Genomic DNA, 24,123 nt, shown 5'->3' on the forward strand with positions numbered 1-24,123 from the left:
GGCGATTGTGGTGTAAAGCCGATATTCTGCGCAGCGTCTAAAAAGCCAAGCTTTTTTAAGGAATCTGCGTTTGTTTGAAAGTTACCTAACCGGCTTACTGGTGTGTGGTGGTTTAATTATTGCCATTGGCGCGCAAAATGCCTACCTGCTGAGCCAGGCCATTCGCCGGGAGCACCATTGGCCGGTGGCGGCTATTTGCGCAGTGTGCGATGCCAGTCTGTTCACCTTGGGTATGTTCGGCGTTAGTGCGGCGCTGATAGCCGTGCCCCAGGCGTTGGAGTTTTTGCGCTGGCTAGGCGTGATTTTTTTGGGCTGGCTGGCGCTTCAGGCGGCCGTGCGTGTCTGGAGGGGCCGCGCTGCGTTAAAAGTTGGAGCGGCCACTCGAGGCAGTTTGCGCAAGGTGGTATTGACCGCGCTGGCGGTCACGCTTCTGAACCCTCAGGTTTACCTCGACACGTTGTTGCTGGTGCCGGCGATTGGTGCCCAGCAGAGCAGTGCCGTGGCTTTTGTGATCGGCGCCAGCACCGCTTCGGTGGTGTGGTTTAGCCTGCTGGCGTGGGGCGGTGCAGCTTTGGCACCTGTGCTGTCGCGGCCACTGGCGTGGCGCGTTATTGACGGCCTGATTGGTTTAATGATGGCGGCGATAGCGTTGCAACTGGCTCTTAATGGCAGTCTGTAGCGCTCTTTAACGCGTACTCTTAGAAGTCAATAGGCTGCACGAGAACCAACCGTGTTCAAATCGGCGTTAAAAACATCACTTCGAGCCAGTTTATGAATAAAACTATTCGCCGCTTTTTTGCCAGTGCAGGCGCTCTGCGCCGAATCATGTCTGCCTACTCGCCCTACTTGGGTGCGGGCATCCGGGTGACCCATATCGCCGACGACTTTGGCTCTGCCACGGTGGAAATGCGCCAGCGCTGGTACAACACCAACTACGTTGGCACTCATTTTGGCGGCTCGCTTTATAGCATGTTAGACCCGATGTATATGCTGCTGCTGATGCGGCGCTTGGGCAATGGCTACGTTGTGTGGGACAAATCTGCCCACATCGATTTCATCCGCCCTGGCAAAGGCAAAGTTGTGGCGCACTTTGAGCTGACGAACGAACGTCTCGATGAAATTCGAGCAGCCACCGCCGATGGCGAGAAAATACTGCCCACCTGGGACGTCGAAGTGCATGACGAACAAGGCGAGCTGGTTGCTCGCGTACACAAGGTGCTTTACATTCGCCGCAAGACAGACTGAGGCCTCTGCCCTGGCTGGTCGCTGGCACAGTGGCCACACCCTTAGCCGGGAGAGGGCTAGCTGGCCACCTCGGCCAGATAAGTCTCTAGTTCATTGCCCAGCCAGCCCACCACGGCGCCACCCTGGGCATACTCGGATTCCAGCGCGCTGAACACTTTCCACCATTTTGCACTGCGGTGGTGGATGGTGGTCAGCTCGCCGTTGGCCAACGCCTCGCGAATCAGTGGCAGCGGTAAATCCGCCCAGCCGGCGCCATCAATCACTGAGTCCCGTATCAGTTCGTACTGGGTAAACGCCAGATAGTTGGCCGTTTCCGGGGATTCCGGCTCCAGGCGCATATCGCGTATAGAGGCCAAGGTGATTTCGGTGTGCGCCACCAGGTCGTCTTGAGTTACCCGTTCCAGCTGACACAACGGGTGGCTGCTTGCCGCCACCGTTAACATGCGCACATCCGCCAACTCGCGCCGCCACTCATAGCCTTCGGTGGTGGGTTCGGGCATCAAGCCATAACACACATCCACCGACTGGTGCTCCACCAGCGCTGGCAATTCCCGGGGTGAGGCCAGATACACCGCAATACTGGTATGGGGGAAGCGTTGTTTCAGGCGCTGCAAAATTCTGCGCCATGCCGACTCGGGCAGGGAATCATCACGGCCGATACGGAGGGCGGTTTCGGCACCGCTGAGGTGGTGCTCGCAGCGCGCCAAGATTTGGCCCGCTACCTGATCAAAGCGACGGCAGTCGGTCACGATGGAGTGGCCCACAGCGGTCAGCTGAAGCTGGTTACCACTGCGTTCGAACAGCTGCGCACCCAACTCGTCTTCCAGCGCCGCCAATGCCGTGCTGACGGTGGTGCGGCTGCGGCCGAGCTCGCGGGCAGCCGCGGCAACGGTGCCAAAGCGCACAATCGCCAGAAAAATCTGTATTTGCGACGTTTTCACGCTAGAAGTACCTTAGAAAGTGTATTAGAAAGTGCCTTAAATTGCGTATTTACCCTTATTAGCGACGGATAAACCGTCGGCCACCGACTCGCACCTCAGTGTATCTATCATTAATATCAGTCTCCAGTCACTGGAGGTGTTTATGGCTGCTTTTCTGGCGCGGGAAAACCTGGCGCTGATTTTATCGTCGATGGGTGCTGCCCTGTTTGCGGTTCTGGGTATTACCTGGGGCTTGTGGGTCGATTCTTTGGTTATTCTGTTTGATGGCGCCTATTCGTTGGTGAGTTTGATGTTGTCGCTGTTGTCGGTTTATGCGGCGCGCCTGATGCGCAAGCCAGCCTGCGATGCGTTCCCCTTGGGCCGTGGTGCTTTGGAGCCCTTGGTGATTGCGGTAAAAGGCCTGACGATTGCCCTGGTGTGTGTCATCTCGCTGTTCTCTGCCATTGCCGCTTTGTTCAGCGGTGGTCAGGTTGTTGACGCCGGTATGGCTCTGATTTTCTCTGGAATCAGCGTGATGGGTTGCGCACTGGTGTGGGCCTATTTGCATTGGGCTACGGGCCGCAGCCAGTCCGGTTTGCTGCTGGCGGAAAAGAAGCAGTGGCTGATGGATATGGGGCTGAGTGGGGCCGTGCTGATTGGTTTTGTAGCGGCCGCTTTGCTGGAAACCGGTGCCTGGGGTCACCTGGCCAAGTACGCCGACCCGATGATGATGATGCTAATTTCAGGTTACTTTCTGGTAGTTCCGGTAAAAATGACCGCGGCGGCTGTGCGTGAACTGCTTTTGTCTGCACCGTCTGAAGAGTTGCAAAGTTGTGTATCTGAGGCCATGCGGGATGTTGGCTTACACCCGGACTGTGCCAGCACCATCAAGGTTGGCCCATCACTGATGGTAGAAGTGGCTCTGCCGGATAATTGGCAGGACGATATCAACCGCCTCAGATTCCGGCTGCATCGCAAGCTGGCAAACCTGCCGGTAGAAGCGCGCATATTTGTACATGCTTCGGACTAGTGCCCCATCTGTCGTGGTAAAGTAGGTCATGCTTAAATTATCCAACGCTGTTGAACTTGCGGACTGGGAGATCGAAATCACCCAGATCCGCGCTCAGGGTGCCGGTGGGCAGAATGTCAACAAGGTCTCCTCTGCGGTGCATCTGCGCTTTGACATTTGGAACTCGTCGCTGCCACTGTTTTATAAAGAACGCCTGATGGCGCTGAACGATCAGCGCATCAGCAAAGACGGTGTACTGGTGCTTAAAGCACAAAGCCATCGTACGCTAGAGCTGAACAAAAACGACGCCATGCAGCGGCTTAAAGCGTTGATCCTGCAAGCGGTAAAACCGCAAAAAGCGCGCCGCGCCACAAAACCCAGCAAATCCGCCAAGCGCAAGCGCACCGACGGTAAAGTGCAAAAGGGCCGTACCAAAGCGTTGCGGGGAAAGGTTCAAGCTTAGCCCGCTCGATCCTGTTCTGCCGCGCCGGTGTGAACTCTCAGAAACTCCGCCATATCGTCAAAAGCCTCGTCTGCTTCTGGCAGCATCGGGCCAAAAATCTGCCACACGTGCACCATTCCCTGCCAGATATGCAGTTCCACCGGTGAGCCCTCTGCTTGCGCCTTGGCGGCGTAGCGCCTTGCGTTATCTATCAGCATTTCGCAGTCGCTGGCCTGAATCAGGGTGGGCGGCAGGTCATGCAGCGGCCCGCGTAGTGGCGACGCCACGGGGCTGGCCGGTCGCATGCGGAAAGTTGCCGTACTGAACCACCACAAAACCGGCAGCGGCACTTTTTGCAGGCCACCAAACATTGGGCCTAGCATGGGGTCGGTGGCTATATTGCTTCGATTGCTGGGCGCGGTCATGGTCATGTCAGTGGACGGCGACAGCGCAATGGCCGCATCGGCCTGGCGCAGCTTCTGGTCGCGCAGCCAGGCAATCAGAGCCAAGGTATGGCTGCCACCGGCCGAATCACCCGCAATCACCATAATCTGAGCCTCCTGCTTGCCCTCCGGACCGTTTTCTAACAGCCACTCATAGGCCTTGCGGCAGTCTTCCACGCCGGCCATATAGCGATATTCCGGCATCAGCCGATAGTCCACCGCAAACACCGCAGCCTTGCCAATTTGCGACAGCCGGTCGGTCATGCTGCGATGGCTGCGCGGGCTACCGGCCATCCAGGCGCCGCCATGAATGTACAGAATACGCCGACGGGTATCGGCGCCGGGGGTTACCAACCACTCACCGCGGGGCTGGTCGGTCGCAGTCACGGTAGACACCATGTGCAGGTCATCGCTGATGCTGTCCATATAATCGCGCATGGCAAGAATTCGCGCCCGCCCCCTAACGCCATGCAGCTTTTGCCCCATATTGCGTACGCGCTCGATTACCTCTTTGTTGGCGATGCTAGGCAGTGCGGTCCGCGATTTGAACTCATGACTATCAAACGTCGAATAGTCTTCTGGCCGGAACAGCACGAACGACACGGCTAAAAAAACCAGCAAAAACAGACCGATAAAGATCAGTAAATACAGAGCCCACATCATAAAAATGCCTCGCCAGCCGCTTGCAGTTTCTGTTTTAAGCATTGCATAAGCACGCGTTGGTTGCCAGATTCAATACCGCTCGCGGTTGAAACTGTGAGCCGGCGGCCTAAAGTACGTAAGGGCTATCAACATTCATTGACCACGGTGAAACGAATCATGAGCGATCAACCCGTACTGCTGATTACAGGCGCATCTTCAGGTATTGGGGCGGCTACCGCACGGGCAGCGGCCAAACAGGGCTATCGCCTTGTACTGGCGGCTCGTTCGGAAGCTAAACTGCACAAGTTGCAACAGGAACTGGGCGGTAAAGAGCAGGTATTAACGGTGCGCTGCGACGTGCAAAGCGACACAGATCAGCGTGAAATGGTGAAAAAGGCGCTGGCCAGTTTTGGTCGCATCGATGCCGTATTCGCCAACGCCGGCCGCGGGGGTGAGCCCGGTGGCTTCAGTGGTGCAGATGCGGAAGTCTGGAAAGACATGATTCTGACCAACATCTACGGTGTTGGCCTGACTGTGCAGCATTGCCTGCCAGCGCTGAGGGAGAGCCGTGGGCACTTGTTATTGACGGGCTCTGCCGCGGGACGGGTAACCATTCCAGGATCTATGTACAGCGCCACCAAGTGGGCAGTGTCGGCCATTGGCTATGGCGCTCGCGAAGAACTGCGGGGCTCCGGTATTCGAGTAACCCTGATTGAGCCGGGCATGGTAGACACACCCTTCTTTGACCAGCAGCCAGACAACGCGCTGCAGCCAGACGACATTGCCAACGCGGTCATGTACGCCGTGGCCCAGCCGGCACATGTAGACGTTAACGAAATACTGGTGCGGCCTACGCCTGCGATCAAAGACGCGTAGACCGAAAATAGTGCCGGAAAGATGGCCGAAAATAGTGCAGATAGAGAAAACAGATAAAAGCCTGCGTTAGCGTTTAGTGCTGCGCTGGCGCTGTTTCTTCGGCTTGGATTTTGGCCGCGCCGCAGGCTTTGAGCCGGGGCGGTTATCTGGCCGTCCGCCGGGCTGTCCTGCAGATTTGGCGCCTGGCCGGGGAGGGGTCTTATTGCCGGCGCGTGGTTTGTGGCTCTCGCGCTTTTGTGCCGGAGCATTGGCTGGCTTCGTCTTACCGGCGGGCTTTTGAGGCGCAGCTGGGGCATCCGATGACGAATCCCGAATGCTGTCCATCAGCACCGCCAGTTCTTTCGATGTTAAATCCCGCCATTGGCCTACGGGCAGATTGCCCAGGCTAATATTCATAATGCGCTGGCGTTCCAGGCGCGTTACGTCAAAGCCAAAATGTTCCGCCATGCGTCGAATCTGCCGGTTCAGGCCTTGTACCAGAACAATGCGGAACACAAAGCGCGACTCCTGCGACACCCGGCATTTTTTTGTAACCGTACCCAGAATCGGGACCCCGCCGGCCATACCATCAATAAAGGTCTTGGTGATGGGCTTATCAACGGTGACCAAATACTCTTTCTCGTGATTATTACCCGCACGCAGGATCTTGTTGACCAGATCGCCGTTGCTGGTCATAAAAATCAGCCCTTGAGAATCCTTGTCTAGCCGGCCGATAGGGAAAATTCTCACTGTGTGCCCGACAAAGCGCTGAATATTGTCGCGCTCGGCGCTGTCGGTGGTGCTGACAATGCCCACCGGCTTGTTCAGAGCAATGAATACCTGATCTTCCTCAGCACGGGGCTCAATGATTTGGCCGTTGACCATGACCGTGTCCGTCGGCAATACCTGATCGCCAACGCTGGCGCGCTTGCCGTTGATTCGCACATTACCCTGCTCGATGTATCGGTCGGCCTCGCGCCGCGAACAAATGCCGCTCTCGCTGATGTATTTGTTCAGGCGTGTGGAAGAAGACTGGGTCATGCAGGGCACCGGCTGGGTGTGGGTTCAGTTAAGCCGTGCATCATAACAGGCGAGCGCGCCGGTAGCAGCCGACAGCAGGCAAGGGTTTAATCGCCAGAGTGTTAACCAGAGCGCTGGACGTGAATACCCGCCTCTGCCATTGTTACCCGATAGCGCCCGCTTAAACCACCTAGAATCGCCCCATGCCCTCAACGCTTTCAATAATTTGCCCTGTCTGCGAGCAGGCCGAGTTACAGCACTTCCAGGCCATCAAAAAACAGCACTATTTGCGCTGCCCGGAATGCCAATGCACCGTGATGAATCCTGACGGTCGTTTAAGTGCCGAGCAGGAAAAAGCCATCTACCAATACCACGACAACAACCCGGGTGATTCCGGTTATCGTCGTTTCCTGTCTAAGGTAGCAGATCCCTTATTGGCCCGACTTCCCCGCGGAGCTCACGGCCTGGATTTCGGCTGTGGTCCTGGCCCGGCGCTGGCTGCCATGCTGGAGGAAGCTGGTATGACCATGGCGCTGTACGATCCGTTCTTTCATCCGCAGCCTGATGTCTTGCAGCAACAATACGACTTCATCACCTGCACGGAAGTGCTGGAACACTTGCACCAGCCTGCGGCGGTCTTGCGCCAGCTGGATGGCCTGTTAAAACCTGGCGGTTTGCTGGCGGTGATGACCTGTTTTCAGACGGACGACACCCGCTTTGCCAGCTGGCATTACCGGCGTGATCCCACTCATGTGGTGTTTTATAAAGAAGAAACACTGGAGTTGATAGCGAAACAGCATCAGTGGAGCTTAGAGGTACCGAGAAAGGATGTGGCCATTTTTACCAAAGCAGAATGAGGAGGTATGAGCGTGGCGTTGAGTGAAATGAGGCGCCGGTTGCTCAACGGATGAAAATAGATGCATTTGCTTCACGCGGTCTATACCAGGCCAGCGGATTTTGGGCTAATCACGCTTTAGTGGAGCGAGAAGACAGGGGGAACAAGCAGCTGTAATCTTGGGTACAAGCTGCCGGGGTGATGCTGACCGCTTCTCGCTCTTTAGCGTTAAATCAGGTAGAAAAAAAAGAGGTGAACATGTCAGGAGTCAAGGAGCTTGACCAATTGCTTAGCGCTATGAAGCCTAGAATGACGAATGATGAATTTGTGTTTTGTACTGTTGTCGGTGAACTAAGCAATTATGCTCATTTAAGACCAGTGGCTACGTTCTTGGAGCTAGAAGGTTTAACGTTGGTGCTACTAAAACATCAGGCCCAAAACGCAGGTTTAAAGTACGAAAGTTCTTTTCGCCAAATTACATTAACGGTTCATTCAAGTCTTGAGGCGGTCGGTTTAACAGCTGCCGTATCGGCAAAGCTAGCCTCAAAAGGTATTAGTGCAAATGTGATTGCCGCGTATTATCACGACCATGTATTTGTGCCGTACGATAAGGCAGAGCAGGCTTTGCTCGCGTTAAGCGAGTTTAACGAGTAGCGACAGGCTTTGGTCAGAACAGTTCGAGTAAAATCCCAAACTCGACTGTTAAAATTTCTTGGTTGAGCGCGAAGTCAAAGAAGGGAGTTTCCCAATTATACCAGTACCAACAATCAGCGCTTGACCAGCAATACGAATCACCGGGCTATTATTATCATATTCGGTCTCAGCAAAGATGAGACTCGGCCGGTTCATTTCTACGCCTTGGCTGATTTTCCAGCGCCGTGAGCCAGGGATCTTTTCGTCAACTGCCAGCATGCCAATCAAGGCTGCGGCGGCACTTCCGGTGGCGGGATCTTCTCGCTGCCCTCCCTCGTCACTGAACATACGGGCACGCAGGAAGCTTTCAGCACTTGAGGCATTCTCGGCCACATAGAGATAAATTTGATCGCAGCCGCTGGGTGATATGTTTTCCGACCAAATACTTGGCGAGAGTTGAACGCGTCCGAGCGTTTTTAACGATTCAAGCCCAATCAGATGGTACGGGAGTCCACACGAAGCAAGTACTGGCTTGCTGACCACTTCTTCCGGCTCCAGTCCAAGCAACTGAGCTGCGGTTACTTTTTTAGAGTACTGGTTTGGATGTGTATTGGTGCCGCTACAGTGAAACGGGTTAGGTTTTTGTCGTAGGCCACGACTAAAGGCCCGGCGTCGAGTGTGAGCGGCCTGTCGCGCATAGCCATACCTAGCTCCGCCAACAGATGCGCAGTCCCTACCGTCGGGTGCCCGGCAAAAGGAAGCTCCATGTTTGGAGTGAAAATACGGATAGGGTAGTACTCATAGCTTTCCATCTTTTTCTCCTTTGGAGTTGCTGCATACATCGGATGAGGAAGTAGTCAATTAGGCCTCCGGCTGGAATTCCGCAACAACGCCATATAACAGTTTCAATCTAAGAAAATTGTAGGATAACAATTCCAAAAAACGTGACTAGCGCAAAGAATGAACGGCGAACACCTATTTTTTCGGAGAGGAAAAGTTTGCCAAGGATCAAAGAGAACAAAACACTGGTCTCGCGCAGCACTGCTACCAAAGCAATAGGCGCGTGGGCGAACGCCCAGATCGCGATCCAAAAACATGCAAAAGCTGCGAAACCGGCGAGCAAGCCACGGCCCCGGGTTTCGACTGCTGCTATAAACGCGGACCGGCCACGATAAAGGAACATGAAGGTCATCATGCCCAATCCATCAAGTATAAAAAGCCAAGCTGCAAAAGTAGCGATGGACTTGAGAGTGGTCGCATTTTCACCGACTCGAACCCCGACCCCGTCGAGCATTGTGTATGCGGCTACGCTCAATCCGGCTCCTAGACACAAAGTTAGGGCAACACCACTAAGCCGGACAGCACTGCTACTTTCAGGCACTGATAGACCGAAAGTACCAAGAACGATAATTAGGATACCTAGAAGCATTACACCTGTTAATTCTTCTTGAAAAACCAACATACTTACGGATGTGACCAATACAATACTGAACCCGCGCGATATTGGATAGATTTTAGTCATCTCGCCAAGTTCATAGGCCTTTGCCAGAGCGATTTTATATGTTGTATGCGGCACAGCTGCCAAGCTCAACCAAACCCATGCTTCCGGAACAGGATATCCAAGAAAAGGAACCATCATCACAGCTATTGAGAATTGTACGATGGCGATGGTAAGCATCATCGTAAGTTTGTCAGAATGCCCTTTAACGATAGTGTTCCAGATTGCGTGTAGCAGCGCAGCGCCCAGCACGCCGAATATTACAATGGCCAAACTCAACGCGTAAGCCCACTATGCAGAATTGTTCTTTGACCAGTGAATGTGCGCTCCATAAAATCTACCACCGAAGTGAAAATACCAGCTGCATCGAGCTGGAAGTGAATAAGAATTTCGTCTGCACTGCCGGTCGGCGCAAACTCAACTACTTCAAGCCGCAGCATCAGTTTACCGCCGTGTTCGGCCAAGAGCTTGGAAACTGTGCTTCCGAGCTCCCCTGTGCACTGTCCTCTTCAACCGTGACGACCACTTTGCATGACGCCGCTCGGCTCAAAACCGTCGCGGAATCGAGCGGACGCGCGCTCGGCGCGGCGATTAGGATCCCCTGAGCCGAATGGGTAAGGGCAATATCTTCGGCTGAACACTGTTCCGCCGGAGTACGTGCTTGTTTTAGGTGTTGTCGACGCAAAGTTCAATGCTGAAAGGGAGGGTGGGGCAAGGTGATTGGAAAATGTCTGCAGCCATGGATGGCTGCAGTGAAGCCCTACAGGGATGTACTTGCGGGCGGTTTTCAAATCATCTTGCCCCACCCGCACAAGCACCAAATCAGACTCTAAAACCGCCCAGAAAGAACCAATTCCGAAAACTGCTGCAGCAGGCTGCTGGCTTCCGGCGCCGGTTTAACCGCGGCCAGTAAAGCCGCCGCATCGCCTCCTTCAGACTCTATATCCAAAGCCTGAACCGCCAGATAAGCGCGCATCACCTCATCGGTAAACTCCGGATGAAACTGCACACCCCAGGCGCATTCACCAATCCGAAAAGCCTGATGCGGCTCGAAATCCGAAGTACCCAACAGCACCGCCTGTGGCGGCAAACTCAACACCGACTGCTTGTGAGTTAGTTGGGCTGAAAACTGGGAGGGCATGGTGCCAAACAGAGCGTCACTTGCGGCTGACTCTGTAAGTGTAACGGTATGAGTGCCACTTTCACGGCCTTCAGGATGGTAACCCACCGTGCCACCGAGGGCGTGGGCCAACAGCTGGTGGCCATAGCACACGCCCAGCACTGGCACCTTGGCGGCTACCGCAGTGGCCAGCCACTGCGCGGTTCGCTCGCTCCAAAGGTCGCGGTTGCTCACCATAGCCGGGGAGCCGGTGATCACAATGCCGTCCCAGTCTGTGGGTTCGCCCGGTGATTCGCCGGCCACCACATTCACCACAGACAGTTTCAGCGCCGAAGACAGTCCGCGAACAAACCAGGATTCGAAATCGCCGCAGCATTCGCGAATCTGTGGGTAGGTTTCGCCGGTTTTTACAATGATAACGCGCGGCTTGCGAGTGTCAGCGAGCGGAGCAGTCATAGCCGAAAAGATCCCTGCTTAGGATGTTTGTTCCTGCGGCAGTTCCGCGTTGTGGAACACGGTCTGAACATCGTCCAGCTCATTCAGCATATCCATAAATTTCTCAAACATCGGAATGTCGTCACCGCTCACCTCTGTGGTGGTTTTTGCAAGAAACTGAATGTCGTCAGCGTCGAAATCAATGCCTTCGAACGCGTCTACTAGCGCTTGGCGGGCTTTGGCGTATTCGGTGTGGGGCGCGAACACAGTGATCAGTTCGTTTTCCATTTCGATGTCGGTTACGTCTACATCCGCATCCATCAACGCTTCTAGAACAGCGTCTTCATCTTGCCCCTTGAAGGCAAAAATCGCGCAATGGTCGAACATGTGGGCAACGGTGCCCGGCGTGCCGATTCTGGCTTTGGTTTTGGTAAACGCCAGGCGCACATCACCAAAGGTGCGGTTGGGGTTGTCGGTCAAGCAGTCCACAATCACCATGCAATTACCCGGGCCGTAGCCTTCATAGCGCGCTGGTGAGTAATCTTCACCGGTACCGCCGTGGGCTTTGTCGATGGCTTTTTCAATAACGTGGCTGGGAACCTGGTCTTTTTTGGCGCGATCGATCAGCCCGCGCAGAGACAGGTTGCCGTCAGGGTCGGTGCCGCCGGATTTCGCCGACATATAGATTTCACGACCGTACTTGCTGTAAACCTTGGTCTTGGCGTCGGCCGTTTTGGCCATGGATTGTTTGCGGTTCTGATAGGCTCTGCCCATGTGCGCTGCCTCGTTGATTGCAGGGTGGAGCTCTTTTTAAGCTCGGTTGAAACTCTCTTAAATCTCGGTTGAAACTCTCTTGGGCCCCGTTGAAACTGTTTTTGGGCCCCGTTGAAACTCTTTTTGGACCCCGTTGAAACTCTTTTAAGAGCGCAGAATTTTACTGGACAACGCAGGGATCGAACAGTGTTTATTCCTTTTAGGCGTAATCTACCGGTGGGCGGTAATTATCTTGAGTCACAAGGTCGATACCGCACTCTACCGAGCTGACCCAGTTCAGAAAGCGTTCCACCATTTCCGGGCCTTCAAAGCGCTTGCCATGCTGGGGCACAATGGCCCGTACATCCATTTCCCGAATCATATTGGCCCACAGGCGGCATACCTTCTGCGAGGCAATATAACGGCGATGAAAGCCCATCATGTAAGGAATGTGCTTGTCGAAATCGGTTACCGGAAGGTGTTCATCGGTGCCGCCTATAGACGCGCCTAAATCCCCGGAAAACAAAATTTTCGCGATCGGATCGTAAAACTGAATGTTACCCACCGAGTGCATGAAGTGGGCGGGTAAACATTGAACGTAAGTGTCTCCAAAGCGAACATTCGCTCCGGCATCCGGTATCGCCATAATGCGATCATAAACGTTGCCGCCCGCCAGTTTAGCCACATGTTCAGACACCAGGTGAGGCAGGAAGCGAGCCCATAGTTTGGATGTCACCACTTTGGCGCGGGTGTGCACCAGCCAACGGTCAATAGCGCCAATAATATCCGGGTCCTGGTGTGATGCAAATACGTAATCCAATTCGCGAATATTCATGAAACGCGATGCAGCCACGGCCAGCGGCGTATAGGTAAGATCGCCACCCGGGTCAATCAGAGCTTCGTGTTTGCCATCTACCAGCAGAAACTGGTTTGATTGAACGCCCTCACCAATAACCAGCGAATCAAACATCAAGCATTTGTGGTGCCCGTTATCGAACAGCACAATGGGTTCTGCGGCCATGTTATTCTCCTAAAAGACGCTCATTAAATGGTCCCCCGGAGCTTACGGAATCAATCAAAACAGAGCGTTGCCCCAGATCAATTTCGTAACAGCCGCTTACTAATATTTTGCAAGCGTATCTTAATCCGCAATTTAGTGCCGTGCGGTGTGTCTATAATCCCGCGGTGATTTCCCCATGATTTTCTTGAACAGTCGTGAAAAGTAGTAGGCGTCATCGTAGCCCAACTGGCGGCTTATAGCCGCGAACGGCAGCGTTGTGCTATCCAGCAACTGGCAAGAGCGCTCCACTTTCAAACGCAAAAAGTGCTGGATGGGTGAAATGCCTGTGCGCTCGCGATAGCGGGTAGCGAAATGCGCCGGTGACAAACCAGCCAATTCCGCCAGCTGATCCAGTGTCAGCCTTTGTTCCAGGTTTTCCCGCATGTAATTATTCAACACTTCCAGATCGGGACCGGCGTCTTGTTCGCTGTGTTCCGCAATCATGGGTATTGCCGCCAGCAGTTGGCGCAGGCGATTGGCAACGTGAATCAATCCGCTGGTGCGAAAGCCGGTTTGCCGCACCGACAGCAAACCGTTGAAATCCACCAACAGCCTTGGCTGGCGGCCGATATAAAGCAGCGGTGTTTGCTGGTCGAATCCCATGTGGCCGGTAAAAGCATCGGCTAACGGGCCGGTGTAATGTACCCAATGAATCGTCCAGGGGTTAGCCGGATCGGCGGTATAACGGTGGCTAGTGCCGGCCGGCAGCAACACCAGGTCTCCCGCGCTAACGGTAAACGCTTCGCCATTCACATTAAGAAAAGCCTGGCCATCGCTGCAATAGATCAGCAAATGATCCGCAGGCTGCTCCCGGTGCATGTGGTGCCCGCTCGCCCGCCGATAGTGGCCGAAAGCGATGGGATAGAGCTCGCGGGTAAGCGGGTGCGAGCTTAGAAGTTGAATACTGGGCTCGGGTAGCAAGTAGCGCACGCTGTCGGGCGCCGCCGGCCATTGCGACGTTAGGGCCATATGGAATTCCCGCTTTTCGTGATCGAAAGATAGTCCATTATTGGCGAAACTTAGTCAATCACACGGCCCCAATTACCGTGCTAGTCTGAATGACACGCTTGAGCTAATCAGCACGATAATCCGGCATCGCTCAACATTTGCACAACAACAAAACTCTTGATCTACACAACACGCAGGATCCGCCCCATGAAAAATGTCCCTCTGTACCTTGCAGGTGAATTTGTTCAAAGCCAGACCGACAGCTGGATTGACGTGACCAATCCCGCCACCAATGAAGTCATCGCCAGGGCCCCTAGTACCACGCCTGCAGAGATGCGCAAGGCCATCGATTTTGCGGCTGAAACCTTCAAAACCTGGAAAGAAGTGCCAGTGTCAGAGCGGGCAAGGGTGATGCTGCGTTATCAGGCGTTGCTGAAAGAACATCACAATGAAATTGCCGAAATCCTGGCCCAGGAAACCGGCAAAACGTTTGATGATGCAAAGGGCGATGTGTGGCGCGGTATCGAAGTGGTTGAGCACGCCGCCAACGTAGCGTCGATGATGATGGGCGAAACTGTTGAAAACGTGGCCCGCGAAGTCGACACTCATTCCTGGATTCAGCCCTTGGGCGTATGCACGGGTATTACTCCGTTCAACTTCCCCGCAATGATTCCCCTGTGGATGTTCCCCATGGCCATTGCCTGCGGTAACACCTTTATTCTGAAGCCGTCGGAACAGGATCCCCTGACACCGACACGTCTTGCTGAGTTGTTCGAACAGGCCGGCGCGCCCAAGGGCGTTTTACAGGTCGTTCACGGTGGTAAAGAGCAGGTAGATACCCTGCTGAACGATCCTGCCGTTAAAGCGATTTCCTTTGTTGGTTCTGTGCCTGTTGGGCGCTACATCTATGAAACCGGCACCCGCAATATGAAGCGTGTGCAGTCTTTCGCAGGTGCTAAAAACCACATGGTTATCATGCCGGATGCCGACAAGCAGCAGGTGCTCAACGCTCTTGTAGGCGCCTCCGTGGGCGCGGCAGGTCAGCGTTGCATGGCCATCTCGGTTGCGGTATTCGTGGGCGAAGCGCGGCAGTGGATTCCGCAATTAAAAGAAGCGATGACAAAAGTGCGCCCCGGTGCCTGGAACGATTCCGGTGCCAGCTACGGCCCTGTTATCAGCCCGAAAGCCAAAGAGCGGGTCGAGGCGCTGATCGCAACGGGTGAAGCCCAGGGTGCCCAGCTGCTGCTGGACGGCCGCAATTGCACGGTGGACGGTTTGCCGAATGGCAACTGGGTAGGCCCTACACTGTTCGCCGGTGTGACCAGCGAAATGGACATTTACAACGAAGAAATCTTCGGCCCGGTGCTGTGCTGTTCCGAAGTAGATTCCCTGGGCGAAGCCATCGAGTTCATTAACCGCAGCCCTTACGGCAATGGTACGTCTATCTTTACCGGTTCTGGCGGTGCAGCCCGTCGCTTCCAGCACGAAATTGAAGTTGGCCAGGTGGGTGTGAATATCCCCATTCCGGTGCCCCTGCCGTTTTTCTCGTTCACCGGCTGGAAAGGTTCTTTCTACGGTGATCAGCATGCTTACGGCAAGCAGGCCGTGCGTTTCTACACCGAAACCAAAACCGTCACCTCGCGCTGGTTCAGTTCAGAAGCCACCAGCACCGAAGCCAACTTCTCTATTCAGTTGCGTTGATTCGCAGTGGCCCGTCTGTCTGACGCACAAGTTTGCCAGTCAGGCAGGCGGGATACGAGCAGGAGCCAGCTATGAACTTTGACCTGACTGAAGATCAGCAGGCGTTTCGTGAGGCAGCGCGGGCATTCGCGCAAAAATCCATGGCGCCTTTCGCTGCGCACTGGGACGAAGAAAGCATTTTTCCAAAAGATGTGCTTCGACAAGCGGGAGAAATGGGCTTCTGCGGGCTCTACACGCCGGAAGCCTTTGGTGGCATGGGGCTTTCGCGCCAAGACACCGCGGTGATTGTAGAGGAGCTGGCCGCCGCCTGCCCCTCTACTGCAGCCTTCATTACCATTCACAACATGGCGACCTGGATGCTGGCCAGTTTTGGCACAGACGAGGTCAGGCAGAATGTGGTGCCTACCTTGGCCAGCGGTGAGAAATTGGCGTCTTATTGCCTGACCGAGCCCGGCGCAGGGTCCGATGCAGCAAGCCTGCGTACCAAAGCAGAACGGGATGGTGACGATTATGTCATCAACGGCAGCAAGGTTTTTATTTCCGGTGCTGGCGCGACCGATGTGCTGATTTTGATGGCTCGTACCGGCAGCCCGGACAGCGGTGCCAAAGGCATTTCTGCGTTTTTGATTCCGGCGGACGCCGACGGCGTGTCCTATGGCAAGAATGAAAAAAAAATGGGCTGGCACAGCCAACCGACCCGCTCGGTCACACTGGAAAATGTTCGGGTGCCGGTCACCAACCGCCTAGGCGCCGAAGGCGAAGGCTTTGCCATTGCCATGAAGGGCCTCGACGGTGGCCGCTTGAACATTGCCACCTGTTCCCTGGGCGGTGCCCAGGCGGCGTTGCTGCGTGCCCGTGACTACATGCACGCCCGCGCCCAGTTTGGCAAACCGCTGGCGGCGTTTCAGGCTCTGCAATTTAAACTGGCGGATATGGCCACCAATCTGGTTGCAGCGCGGCAAATGGTGCGCCTGGGCGCGTTCAAATTAGACAACGGCGACCCTGAAGCCACATTGCACTGCGCCATGGCCAAACGTTTTGCCACCGACGTGTGTTTCGACGTGGTCAACGACGCCCTGCAACTGCACGGTGGCTACGGCTATATTCGGGAATACCCCCTTGAGCGATACCTACGGGACTTGCGGGTGCACCAGATCTTGGAAGGCACCAACGAAGTCATGCGCCTGATTGTGGCTCGCCGCATTCTGGAGCAGGGCGTCGCGGAAGCGATTCAGTAGCGCAAGCCATTCAACATCACATTGCGGAGATCTTATGAGCGACACACTCGATTTTAAGAGCGATAAGCTGCAACTGGAAAAGCGCGGCCACATTGCCGTGCTGACGATCAGCAACCCACCGGCGAACACCTGGACCCGCGATTCGTTGAGTAAATTACAACACACAATCGCTGAATTGAACGCTGACAAAGATATTTTTGCGTTGGTGGTTACCGGCCAAGGCGACAAATTCTTCTCTGCCGGAGCGGATCTGAATGCCTTTGCCGACGGCGACATTGCCCGCGCCACAGATATGTCCCGAGCTTTTGGCGCAGCGTTTGCCGCGCTAACCCACTTCCGCGGCGTGTCCATTGCGGCCATTAACGGTTACGCCATGGGTGGCGGCCTGGAATGCGCGTTGGCCTGTGATATCCGTATTGCTGAAGAGCACGCGCAAATGGCTCTGCCAGAAGCAGCCGTCGGCCTGCTGCCCTGCGCAGGCGGCACTCAAAACCTGCCATGGTTGGTGGGCGAAGGTTGGGCCAAGCGCATGATTCTGTGTGGTGAGCGCCTGAAAGCCGACAAAGCTCTCAGCATTGGTCTGGTGGAAGAAGTGGTTCCCACCGGCCAAAGCTTGGCGAAAGCTTTGGAGCTAGCAGAAGGCGCTTGCAAGCAAAGCCCGTCGTCCATTGCTCGCTGTAAGAATCTGATCATGAACGTGCGCGACGGTCATAACCATGAGGACGGCTGGCGCTTGGAGCGGGAACTGTTCATCGAGCTGTTTTCTACTGAAGACCAGAAAGAAGGTGTCAATGCGTTTTTAGGCAAGCGAAAGCCGCAGTGGAAAAACCGCTAACGCCAATCCGACACATGGGCCAAAGGATTCACCATGAGTGATCAACCGATTGTATTTGAGCAGTGGCAAACCGCAGACGACGCCGCTATCGGAGTCGTACGCCTGAACACGCCGCGCTCGCTGAACTCTCTGTCACTGGAAATGATTCGCCTGCTGACGCCGCAGCTGAAAGCCTGGGCTGAAGATGAACGGGTATGCGCTGTTTGGCTGGAAGCCGAAGGCGACAAGGCGTTTTGTGCCGGCGGCGACATCGTTGCTCTGTATCGCAGTATGACGGAGGCCGGAAGTGCTGATATCGGCAAGGCGTTCTTCACCGAAGAATATGAACTGGACTACCTGATTCACAGCTACCCCAAACCAGTTGTGTGCTGGGGCCACGGCATTGTGATGGGCGGCGGCATGGGCATTATGCAGGGCGCTTCCCATCGGGTAGTGACCGAAAGCTCAAAACTGGCGATGCCTGAAACCACCATCGGGCTTTACCCGGATGTGGGCGGCGGCTGGTTTCTCAATCGCTGCCCCGGCCGCACCGGTCTGTTTTTGGGCCTCACGGGCGCCCGTATGAACGGCGCCGATGCGCTGTTCACCGGCATGGCTGATCGTTTTATAAAGCACGATTTGAAAGCTCAGGTGGTTGCCGAGCTGACTCGAGCCAACTGGCAAAGCCGCCATGGCCATGAGGTCGTAGGCTCGGTATTGCGTCAGTTTGAGCAACAGAGCGCCGATGCCCAGCCTGCTTCACCCGTTCGCGATCACTTTGATGAGATCAACCGCGCCACCGACGCCGACACCCTGGAGCAGGCCATTGCCCAGTTGAAGGAACTGGCGTCGGGCGATGGCTGGCTGGCCAAAGCTGTGAAGCCGCTCGCGGCAACGTCGCCGGTGGCTTGTGCGTTGGTGTGGGAACACATGCACCGCTGCCGCCTGGATGGCTTGAAGCAGGTGTTTGACAAAGAATTGCTGCTGTCCACCAACTGCCTTAGCAAAGGTGAGTTTGCCGAGGGCGTGCGGGCTTTGCTGATCGACAAAGACCAGCAACCAAGGTGGCGTTACGCCACCCTTGCGGATATCGATAACGATTGGGTTAACGGCTTTTTTGTTTGAGCTTGTTAGAGCCGCCATGAGCAGGGCACTTAACAGCACTTGACAAAAGAAGCCGCACTAAAACAAAAGAGGGAAATACGATGGCAATTATTTCATTTATTGGCCTTGGTAATATGGGCGGCCCAATGGCCAGCAATCTGTTGAAAGCCGGCCACCAGGTCACCGTGTTTGATTTGTCGGCAGACGCCGTCAGTGCGCTGAAGGCCAAAGGTGCAAGCAGCGCCGACACCGCTCATGAAGCCGTTAAAGGCGCTGAGTGCGTGATCACTATGCTGCCTGCTGGCCAGCACGTAGAAGCGGTTTATCTGGGCGCTGAAGGCTTACTGGCAGCTCTGCCGGAAGGCACCCTGGTGATTGATTCCTCGACCATTGCCCCGGAAACCGCCAAAAAAGTAGCGGCGCAAGCCTCAGAGCACAAAGTCCGCTTTCTGGATGCACCGGTGTCCGGTGGCGTCGGTGGCGCAAAGGCCGGCACGCTAACGTTTATCTGCGGTGGCTCCGAGGTCGATTACGCGGCTGCCCAGCCCATTCTGCAGGACATGGGCAAGAACATTTTTCGCGCTGGTGAACACGGTTCTGGGCAGGTGGCCAAAATCTGCAACAACATGCTGCTGGCCATCTTGATGGCGGGCACCAGCGAAGCTCTGGCTCTGGGTGTTAAAAACGGGCTGGACCCAGCCGTACTGTCGGAAATCATGAAGCAAAGCTCTGGCGGTAACTGGGCGTTGAATGTGTATAACCCTTGGCCGGGAGTGATGGAAGCAGCGCCGGCATCACGCAACTACGAAGGCGGTTTTTTGGTAAAGCTGATGACCAAAGACCTAGGCCTGGCGTTCGACAACGCGGTGAAAAACCAGGCGTCGATTCCCATGGGCTCACTGGCTCGTAACCTGTTCTCGCTTCACGCGGGGCAGGGAAATGCAGATCTGGATTTTTCCAGTATTCAGCGGCTTTACAGCCCAGAGTAAACCAGCAGAGTTTAACGGGTAGAGAGTATCCGGTAGAGAGCAACCGGCAGGAAATAACCAGGGCTGACCTTTACGGCCAGTCCTGGTGGTTAATCAAGACAAATGATGTACCGATTCCTGTCCATAAACTGGCGTATCAAGGCCCTCTTTACGCGCTTTCAGCTGCAGCGCCAGATACAGCGAATAATGCCGGGACTGGTGCAGGTTGCCGCCGTGGAACCACAGAGCCTTCTGTTGCGTGGGTTTCCACATGTTTCTCAGTTCACCTTCCCACGGGCCTGGGTCTTTGGTGGTGTCCGATCCCATACCCCAACATTTGCCCACCTTGTCAGCAACTTCTTCAGAAATAATATGTGCCGCCCAGCCGTTCATAGAGCCAAAACCGGTGGCGTAAACAATCAGGTCAGCAGGCAACTCCGTGCCGTCTGTCAGGGTCACAGAACGTGGGTTGATGTGTTCGATACTGACGCCACTTTTCAGTTTTATCTCGCCGTCTGCGACCAACTCTGACGCACCCACATCAATGTAGTAACCCGATCCCCGACGAAGATACTTCATGAACAGACCAGAACCGTCGTCACCGAAGTCCAGCATAAATCCGGCTTTTCTCAGCCGTCCGTAGAAATCGGCGTCCTTTTCGGCCACCTGTTGGTAAACCGGAATATGAAAATCAGGCATGATTCGGAAAGGTACAGACGCAAAGGTAAGGTCAGCCTTTTCCGTTGTCATGCCATCGGCAACCGCCTGTTCCGAATAGAGCCCGCCAAGAACGTCATCCATCAAGGTGTCCGACTTGATGATGTGAGTCGATGAGCGCTGGATCATAGTCACGTCAGCGCTGTTTTCCCAAAGCGCCGCACAGATGTCGTGAGCGGAGTTATTGGCGCCAAGAATCACGCACTTTTTACCTTTGAAGGCTTCGCCGCCGGGATGCCGGCTGGAGTGATGTTGCTCGCCTTCAAACGTGTCCATACCTGGAATATCGGGAATATTCGGGATGCCGGACATGCCGGTGGCCAGCACCAGCTGCTGCGGGCGCAGGGTCACCTTTTCGCCATCACGAACCACGTCTACTACCCACTCTTTACTGGCTTCGTCATAGCGGGCTGCGGTGCATTCGGTAGAACTCCAATAGTTGAGCTCCATGATTTTTGTGTACATTTCCAGCCAATCACCAATTTTGTCTTTTGGTGCGAAAACGGGCCAGTGATCGGGGAAAGGTAAATAAGGCAGGTGGTCGTACCATATCGGGTCGTGCAGACACAGGGACTTATAACGGTTGCGCCAGGAGTCACCGGCTTTGGCGCTGCGTTCTATGACAATGGTGGGCACGTCCAGTTGCTTCAACCGGGCGGCCAGGGCAATACCACCCTGGCCGCCGCCGATAATGACGCAGTAAGGCTGGCGGCTATAACCTAATTCCTGCTGCTCGTCTTGCAGGGTTTCGAGCCAGGATTTACGGGATTTGCTGGCGCCGTGCTCTGCGCCCTTGGCGCGGTGGAATTTGCGCTTCTCCGGAAATCCCTTCAGCTCCTGCATGGTTGTCAGCAGTGTCCATGCATGGCCGTTGCGTAGGCGCAGATGGCCCTTGCCAATGGCATCAACGGTTTCGAAGGTGACCCAGGCGTCGATCACGCCATCCTGTTCGGTCGCCTCTTCGGAAACCTGCCAGTTTGCGGGCTGGGTTCGCTTGGCCGTGGCGCTGAGCATGTCGCGAATGGCTCCGCGCCCTTCCATTGTTTTAATATTCCAGGTCATGGTGACCAGGTCGCGCCAGAAACCACCGTCTTCGAACAGATCGGCGGCTTGCGCGGGGTTATCCGAATTCAGGGTTTCCTCAAAGCTGTCAAGCCATTGCCGGGCTTGTTGGGTCGCTGTCACTTTGTTCTCAGTCATCTTGGTCTCCGTCATCGTAGCCTTCCGGTGTTAGATTGTTTTTGTTACCGGGGTGCCTGGCACCCACTGCAGGAATTTATCCTTTCATGACAATCTTCAGGTTGCAGCAGGCATGCCAGTTTTTTTAGAAAACTCTGGGAAATATAAGTTATTGAAAATAATAAAATAAATTTTTTTAACTGTGTGGGGGTTGGGTGTGTGAGCGGATTAGAGAAGGTTTTGGCGTTACACCTGAAACATCGCAGAGTTCAGTGGTGTTACAGGTGTAACGCAGGGGGCTGTAGAGATTGCCAGTAGAGAGTACTAACGAAGCATGTCGTTATGGCGTTGTGGGGTCTATGCTCTTTATTGATTGCCTTTATATCCGTTGTCAACAACAACAAAATGAGCACAGCATCGCGAGGCCTGTTATGACCCATCAGCTGGCGCAGAGTCGTCATATTCATTCAATTCTGAACTTTTCAGAGAAAGGCTCTTACCCTGCGTTAACGCCAAGCGCCGAGTTGATTGGGCGATCCTGGAAACGCTGTATTGAAGACTACGGCATGGACCCGAGCCGGCCGCGCAGCGCTCGCATTGTTACGCAGCAGACCTTGCGCGAGCATCAGGATTCGGTGGACGAGTTCCTGAACGTGGCCCGGGCAGGGGTAGACCAGCTTTACGGGATTATTGCGGGCCTTGGTTACGTGGTGCTGTTGACCGACCACCGGGGGATTACCGTTCAATACCTTGGCGACCGACGCTACGACCGTCGTTTGCGCAAAGCCGGGCTTTATCTAGGTGCCGATTGGAACGAGCAGTATGCCGGCACTTGCGCTGTGGGCACCTGCATTCAGGAACAGCAAGCGTTGACCTGCCACCGGGTTGATCATTTCGATGCAACGCACATCAGCCTTACCTGCACGTCGGCGCCGATTCGTGACCCTTCCGGTGATTTGCTTGCGGTGCTCGACATATCGGCCCTGGACTCGCCAAATGCCCGTGAGAGCCAGACTTTCGCACTGCACTTAACCCAGCTTTATGCACGCTTGATTGAAGACGCTTATTTTTTACGACGCTACCGTAATCAGACCGTTCTGCGCTGCGGCGTTTCCCGCGAGTTTGTCCAGGTTAATGGCCAGTATCTGTTTGCGATTGACGAAGCTGGTCGCATCGAAGCCGCCAATACGGCAGGGCGCTCGCTCATGCCCGAAAATGCCGCCGGCCTTATCGATGGGGTTTCCGGGGTGACCGAATTGTTTGAATGCGATCTTCGAGATATCTGGAGCATTCCTTACGATCACGATGATCAGGTCAAGGCATTCAGGCATTACGCCAATAAAGACACCTTGTTTGCCACACTGATCAAACCAAAAGCCAAACCGGCCGATTACTCCGGCAGCGTAAAGGCCAGTAACGACGAGTGCGTGCCGGAGTTAGACCAGCTGGCCGCAGACGACCCGGTTATGCGGCGTACCCTTTCGTTGGCCAAGCGCCTGCGGAACCGCGATGTCGGGCTACTGATTCTTGGTGAAACGGGTACTGGCAAAGAAGTTCTGGCCAAGGCCATACATCAGTCGGGCAGCCGCGCGAGCGGCGCGTTCATCGCTGTTAACTGTGCGGCAATTCCAGAATCCCTGATTGAAAGTGAGTTGTTCGGCTATGTGGCTGGAGCATTTACCGGTGCGCGTGCCAAAGGCATGCGCGGCCTGATTCAACAGGCAGAAGGTGGAACACTGTTTCTGGACGAAATCGGAGACATGCCCCTGCATTTACAGACGCGGCTGTTGCGGGTGCTTGCAGAAGGCGAAGTTCTTCCGGTTGGCGCAGAGGCACCGATTCGGGTGAACTGCCGTTTCATGGCTGCAACGCATCAGAACCTTGAGCAGCTGATTCAGTCGGGTGCTTTCCGCTCTGACCTATACTATCGCTTGAACGGCGCGACTTTAAAATTGCCCTCGCTGTGCCAGAGAGCCGATCGCCAGCATGTTATTAACAGTGTATTGCGAAAGCTTATAAAGCAGGGTCAAGTCCAGGATGTTCACATTCGGGCCGACGCCATGAGTGCCATGCTGGCGTACCACTGGCCAGGAAATATTCGTGAATTGGTTAACGCTTTGGCCTTTGCGGAAGCCACCTGTGATAACCACGAAATCACCGCCGAAGATTTGCCAGAAGCTTGTTTGAAGCAAAAGAGTGTGTCTGTGCCCACAGAGCCGAGCGAAAGCCCTGATAGGCGGCGTTGTCTGCTGGTGGCACTTGAAACCTATCGGTGGAACATTACCGAAGTGGCCCGGCGTTTCGATGTGTCCCGGCCCACCATATATCGGTGGCTGCAGCACCATGATATTGAGCAACCACGGTTTTTAGGCAAGCGGTAAGGTTTTGATCGAAGTGGGCGAGCTGTTGTTTAACCGTAATGCGCCAATTCAGCGGTGCAGGTAAGCTTTAACCTATTTCCTGCTAGTGGGCATTACCACCGGGCTGATGGTATGGACTATTGGTCTGCCCGACCCGGCAGTGTGGGGCCTGTTGGTCGTGCCA

General features: G+C 54.9%; 25 protein-coding genes. 13 read left to right on the forward strand and 12 right to left on the reverse strand.

The genetic code is table 11. The annotated features are described in order from the left end of the window. Positions 1–70 precede the first annotated feature (70 nt). On the forward strand, positions 71–679 hold the full coding sequence (locus MELB17_RS13835; protein ID WP_007350894.1) for a LysE/ArgO family amino acid transporter: 609 nt from the start codon (positions 71–73) through the stop codon (positions 677–679). A gap of 92 nt (positions 680–771) precedes the next feature. Next, positions 772–1,245: a DUF4442 domain-containing protein gene (locus tag MELB17_RS13840; protein WP_007350895.1), complete on the forward strand. Its 474-nt coding sequence runs from the start codon at positions 772–774 to the stop codon at positions 1,243–1,245. A gap of 56 nt (positions 1,246–1,301) precedes the next feature. Here MELB17_RS13840 and MELB17_RS13845 read toward each other — a convergent pair whose 3' ends face one another. Continuing rightward, entirely contained in the window at positions 1,302–2,186 is an 885-nt protein-coding gene (locus MELB17_RS13845; protein ID WP_007350896.1) for a LysR family transcriptional regulator, read from the reverse strand. A gap of 142 nt (positions 2,187–2,328) precedes the next feature. Between MELB17_RS13845 and MELB17_RS13850 the strand changes: the two genes are divergently transcribed. Together MELB17_RS13850 and arfB are read left to right on the forward strand one after the other, a co-directional pair. After that, the gene (locus tag MELB17_RS13850; RefSeq protein ID WP_007350897.1) at positions 2,329–3,195 is read left to right on the forward strand and encodes a cation transporter; all 867 of its coding nucleotides are present in this window, start codon (positions 2,329–2,331) and stop codon (positions 3,193–3,195) included. Positions 3,196–3,223: 28 nt separating this feature from the next. Next, a complete protein-coding gene (arfB, locus tag MELB17_RS13855; RefSeq protein WP_007350898.1) occupies positions 3,224–3,637 on the forward strand; it encodes an alternative ribosome rescue aminoacyl-tRNA hydrolase ArfB in 414 nt (137 codons plus the stop codon). On the opposite strand, the gene MELB17_RS13860 is transcribed toward arfB, so the two are convergent. Continuing rightward, entirely contained in the window at positions 3,634–4,719 is a 1,086-nt protein-coding gene (locus tag MELB17_RS13860) for an alpha/beta hydrolase (RefSeq protein ID WP_198136492.1), read from the reverse strand. The two genes, arfB and MELB17_RS13860, sit on opposite strands and share 4 nt — an antisense overlap. A 159-nt stretch (positions 4,720–4,878) precedes the next feature. On the opposite strand from MELB17_RS13860, the gene MELB17_RS13865 reads away from it, so the two are divergent. Further along, a complete protein-coding gene (locus MELB17_RS13865) occupies positions 4,879–5,577 on the forward strand; it encodes an SDR family oxidoreductase (RefSeq protein ID WP_007350900.1) in 699 nt (232 codons plus the stop codon). A gap of 66 nt (positions 5,578–5,643) precedes the next feature. Here the strand turns inward: MELB17_RS13865 and rluF are convergent, their stop codons facing one another. Further along, on the reverse strand, positions 5,644–6,597 hold the full coding sequence (rluF, locus tag MELB17_RS13870) for a 23S rRNA pseudouridine(2604) synthase RluF (protein WP_007350901.1): 954 nt from the start codon (positions 6,595–6,597) through the stop codon (positions 5,644–5,646). Positions 6,598–6,779: 182 nt separating this feature from the next. On the opposite strand from rluF, the gene MELB17_RS13875 reads away from it, so the two are divergent. Both MELB17_RS13875 and MELB17_RS13880 read left to right on the forward strand, forming a co-directional pair. Further along, positions 6,780–7,433 carry a class I SAM-dependent methyltransferase gene (locus MELB17_RS13875; protein ID WP_007350903.1) on the forward strand — a complete coding sequence of 218 codons (654 nt, stop codon included), beginning with the start codon at positions 6,780–6,782 and terminating at the stop codon, positions 7,431–7,433. A gap of 179 nt (positions 7,434–7,612) precedes the next feature. Then, positions 7,613–8,065: an ACT domain-containing protein gene (locus MELB17_RS13880; RefSeq protein ID WP_007350904.1), complete on the forward strand. Its 453-nt coding sequence runs from the start codon at positions 7,613–7,615 to the stop codon at positions 8,063–8,065. Between the two features lie 48 nt (positions 8,066–8,113). Here MELB17_RS13880 and MELB17_RS23280 read toward each other — a convergent pair whose 3' ends face one another. From MELB17_RS23280 to MELB17_RS13910, 8 genes are all read right to left on the reverse strand, one after another. Continuing rightward, complete coding sequence (locus MELB17_RS23280; RefSeq protein WP_007350905.1) at positions 8,114–8,611, reverse strand: PhzF family phenazine biosynthesis protein; 498 nt, start codon at positions 8,609–8,611, stop codon at positions 8,114–8,116. An 11-nt stretch (positions 8,612–8,622) separates the two neighbouring features. Beyond that, positions 8,623–8,856, reverse strand: coding sequence for a PhzF family phenazine biosynthesis protein (locus tag MELB17_RS26175; protein ID WP_007350906.1), 234 nt, complete (start codon positions 8,854–8,856; stop codon positions 8,623–8,625). A 98-nt stretch (positions 8,857–8,954) separates the two neighbouring features. Next, entirely contained in the window at positions 8,955–9,815 is an 861-nt protein-coding gene (locus MELB17_RS13890) for a DMT family transporter (RefSeq protein ID WP_157133308.1), read from the reverse strand. Positions 9,816–9,817: 2 nt separating this feature from the next. After that, on the reverse strand, positions 9,818–9,982 hold the full coding sequence (locus MELB17_RS24630; RefSeq protein WP_007350908.1) for a hypothetical protein: 165 nt from the start codon (positions 9,980–9,982) through the stop codon (positions 9,818–9,820). 389 nt (positions 9,983–10,371) lie between these two features. Next, positions 10,372–11,118 (reverse strand): glutamine amidotransferase, encoded by a 747-nt coding sequence (locus MELB17_RS13895; RefSeq protein WP_007350909.1) that lies wholly within the window; start codon positions 11,116–11,118, stop codon positions 10,372–10,374. Between the two features lie 18 nt (positions 11,119–11,136). After that, on the reverse strand, positions 11,137–11,871 hold the full coding sequence (locus MELB17_RS13900; protein ID WP_007350910.1) for a YebC/PmpR family DNA-binding transcriptional regulator: 735 nt from the start codon (positions 11,869–11,871) through the stop codon (positions 11,137–11,139). 199 nt (positions 11,872–12,070) lie between these two features. Beyond that, positions 12,071–12,871 carry an MBL fold metallo-hydrolase gene (locus MELB17_RS13905; protein WP_007350911.1) on the reverse strand — a complete coding sequence of 267 codons (801 nt, stop codon included), beginning with the start codon at positions 12,869–12,871 and terminating at the stop codon, positions 12,071–12,073. A 132-nt stretch (positions 12,872–13,003) separates the two neighbouring features. Next, positions 13,004–13,879, reverse strand: coding sequence for an AraC family transcriptional regulator (locus MELB17_RS13910; RefSeq protein WP_007350912.1), 876 nt, complete (start codon positions 13,877–13,879; stop codon positions 13,004–13,006). A gap of 186 nt (positions 13,880–14,065) precedes the next feature. Here MELB17_RS13910 and MELB17_RS13915 point away from each other — a divergent pair, with 186 nt between their 5' ends. The 5 genes from MELB17_RS13915 (at position 14,066) to mmsB (ending at position 19,704) form a co-directional block, all read left to right on the forward strand. Continuing rightward, positions 14,066–15,559 carry a CoA-acylating methylmalonate-semialdehyde dehydrogenase gene (locus MELB17_RS13915; RefSeq protein WP_007350913.1) on the forward strand — a complete coding sequence of 498 codons (1,494 nt, stop codon included), beginning with the start codon at positions 14,066–14,068 and terminating at the stop codon, positions 15,557–15,559. A 71-nt stretch (positions 15,560–15,630) separates the two neighbouring features. Then, the gene (locus MELB17_RS13920) at positions 15,631–16,797 is read left to right on the forward strand and encodes an acyl-CoA dehydrogenase family protein (RefSeq protein ID WP_007350914.1); all 1,167 of its coding nucleotides are present in this window, start codon (positions 15,631–15,633) and stop codon (positions 16,795–16,797) included. 34 nt (positions 16,798–16,831) lie between these two features. After that, positions 16,832–17,632 (forward strand): enoyl-CoA hydratase, encoded by an 801-nt coding sequence (locus MELB17_RS13925; protein WP_007350915.1) that lies wholly within the window; start codon positions 16,832–16,834, stop codon positions 17,630–17,632. Between the two features lie 33 nt (positions 17,633–17,665). Continuing rightward, entirely contained in the window at positions 17,666–18,736 is a 1,071-nt protein-coding gene (locus tag MELB17_RS13930) for an enoyl-CoA hydratase/isomerase family protein (protein WP_007350916.1), read from the forward strand. A gap of 80 nt (positions 18,737–18,816) precedes the next feature. After that, entirely contained in the window at positions 18,817–19,704 is an 888-nt protein-coding gene (mmsB, locus tag MELB17_RS13935; RefSeq protein ID WP_007350917.1) for a 3-hydroxyisobutyrate dehydrogenase, read from the forward strand. Positions 19,705–19,797: 93 nt separating this feature from the next. Here mmsB and MELB17_RS13940 read toward each other — a convergent pair whose 3' ends face one another. Continuing rightward, positions 19,798–21,600, reverse strand: coding sequence for a flavin-containing monooxygenase (locus tag MELB17_RS13940; protein WP_036184820.1), 1,803 nt, complete (start codon positions 21,598–21,600; stop codon positions 19,798–19,800). 410 nt (positions 21,601–22,010) lie between these two features. Between MELB17_RS13940 and MELB17_RS13945 the strand changes: the two genes are divergently transcribed. After that, positions 22,011–23,960 (forward strand): sigma-54-dependent Fis family transcriptional regulator, encoded by a 1,950-nt coding sequence (locus MELB17_RS13945; protein ID WP_007350919.1) that lies wholly within the window; start codon positions 22,011–22,013, stop codon positions 23,958–23,960. Positions 23,961–24,123 lie beyond the last annotated feature (163 nt).

This window comes from Marinobacter sp. ELB17, assembly GCF_000169375.1.
Lineage (GTDB): Bacteria > Pseudomonadota > Gammaproteobacteria > Pseudomonadales > Oleiphilaceae > Marinobacter.